The sequence below is a fragment of the Sandarakinorhabdus sp. genome, assembly GCF_031430775.1.
Lineage (GTDB): Bacteria > Pseudomonadota > Alphaproteobacteria > Sphingomonadales > Sphingomonadaceae > Sandarakinorhabdus.
In genome coordinates this window covers 1-2078 of record NZ_JANPCD010000040.1, presented here as the reverse complement: position 1 = coordinate 2078, position 2078 = coordinate 1, and the positions used below count along the sequence as shown (strand labels likewise).

Here is a 2078-nt window from a genome sequence, read left to right as displayed (position 1 = left end):
CCCCCAGTTCAGGCAAATGCCGCCCAGCCGCTCGCGCTCGACAATGGCGACTTTCAGGCCCAGTTGCGAGGCACGGATGGCGGCGACATAACCGCCGGGGCCGGAGCCGAGGATGACGAGATCGAAGGATTCAGTGGTCATGCGCCGTTCCTTTCCCTCTCCCCTTGCGGGAGCGGGCGACTCGCCAAGGGCGAGCGGGATGAGGGAAGCGTCATGCCACCAGACCCAGCGGATTTTCGATCAGCGCCTTGATCGCCTGCATCAATTCCGCCCCATCGGCGCCGTCGATAGCGCGGTGGTCGAAACTGCCGGTAATGCTCATCACGGTCGCTAATCCCAGCGCACCGTCCAGTACATAGGGCCGTAGTTCGCCGGCCCCGACCGCCAGGATCATGCCCTGCGGCGGGTTGATGACAGCGTCGAACTGCTTGATGCCGAACATGCCCAGGTTGGACAGGCTGGCAGTGCCGCCCTGATATTCATGCGGCTGCAATTTGCCGGCGCGGGCCTTGTCGGCCAGCGCCTTCATTTCGCTGGCGATCTGCGACAGTGATTTGGTATCCGCGCCCGCAATGATCGGCGTGATCAGGCCCGACGGCGCCGCCACGGCCACGCTGATATCGGCACGATCATAGATGATCAGCGTATCGCCGCCGAAACTGACATTGCATTTCGGCACCTGCCGCAAACCCAGCGCCAGCGCCTTGATGACCATATCGTTGACGCTCAGCTTGACGCCTCGCGCCGCCAGAGCCGCGTTCAATTCCCCGCGCAGTTTCAGCAGCGCATCAAGGCGCACATCGACCGTCAGATAGATGTGGGGAACGGTCTGCTTCGCCTCGGTCAGGCGCCGCGCGATGACCTTGCGGACATTGCCAAGCTTTTCGGTGGTGTGGGGGATATCGGTCGTGATCGGCTGAGCCACTGGTACCGCCACGGGTGCGGCAGCGACCGGCACGGGCGTTGCCGGCACGGCTGCCACCGCGACCGGCGCAGGCTGGCCGGCAGCGGTCTCGACATCGGCGCGCACGATGCGGCCATTGGGGCCGCTCCCGGTCACGCCAGCAAGCTCGATGCCCTTCAACTCCGCAATACGCTTCGCCAGCGGGGACGCAATGACCCGCACAGTGTTCACCTCCCCCTGCCGGGGGGAGGTCGGACTCGGCGCAGCCGAGCCGGGAGAGGGGCTCGACAGTGGCGGCGGCGCCGACACTATGGGCGGCGGCGGCGCCGACACTATGGGCGGCGCCGCTGCCTTCACTGGCGCCGCTGCTTCATCCTCCCCGGCAATGCGCAGGATGACCTGCCCGACCGGCACGCCTTCGCTGCCTTCGGCCACGACGATCTCGGCAACCGTGCCTTCGTCCACGGCTTCGACTTCCATCGTCGCCTTGTCGGTTTCAATCTCGGCGATGATGTCACCGGATTTGACGGTATCGCCGACCTTGACGTGCCATTTCGACAGCGTGCCGGTTTCCATCGTCGGCGACAGGGCAGGCATGGTCACGTCGATCATTTGTAGCAGACCTTTTTGGCGGCAATGACCACATCGGCAGCCTTCAGCAGCGCTGCCTTTTCGAGGTTCGCCGCATAGGGCAGCGGCACATCGACATTGGTGACGCGCAGCACCGGCGCATCCAAGTCATCAAAGCCGCGCTCCATCACCACGGCCATGATTTCCGACGAGATCGAGCACACCGGCCAGCCCTCCTCCACCACCACCATGCGGTTGGTTTTCTTGAGCGAGGCCAGGACGGCGGCAGTATCGAGCGGGCGCAACGTGCGCAGGTCGATCACCTCGGCCTCGATGCCCTCGGCGGCCAGCGCCGTCGCCGCTTCCAGCGCCACGCCAACGCCAATGGAATAGCTGACCAGTGTCACATCGGTGCCGGCGCGCATGGTTCGCGCCTTGCCGATCGGCACCGCCACATCGCCCTCGGGCACATCGAAGCTCTGGCCATACAGCAGCTCGTTTTCCAGGAACACCACCGGATCGGGTGACCGGATGGCGGATTTCAGCAGCCCCTTGGCATCGGCGGCGTCATAGGGCGCAATCACGATCAGGCCCGGCACGCTGG

Annotated in this window: 3 protein-coding genes; all 3 read right to left on the bottom strand. The window is 65.1% G+C overall.

The features are described 5' to 3' along the window. Positions 1-141, bottom strand: a 141-nt coding sequence (locus RMQ73_RS02310; RefSeq protein ID WP_310496372.1) for an FAD-dependent oxidoreductase, incomplete at its 3' end; no start/stop codon positions are given. A 70-nt stretch (positions 142-211) separates the two neighbouring features. Next, positions 212-1516, bottom strand: a complete 1305-nt coding sequence (locus tag RMQ73_RS02305; protein ID WP_310496371.1) for a pyruvate dehydrogenase complex dihydrolipoamide acetyltransferase — start codon at positions 1514-1516, stop codon at positions 212-214. Then, positions 1513-2078, bottom strand: a 566-nt coding sequence (locus RMQ73_RS02300) for a transketolase C-terminal domain-containing protein (protein ID WP_310496370.1), incomplete at its 5' end; no start/stop codon positions are given. The genes RMQ73_RS02305 and RMQ73_RS02300, both read right to left, overlap by 4 nt.

What these genes read in the sequence shown, in the direction of transcription:
- RMQ73_RS02305 (WP_310496371.1), bottom strand. Translation starts at nt 1,516, where the DNA reads ATGATCGACGTGACCATGCCTGCCCTGTCGCCGACGATGGAAACCGGC.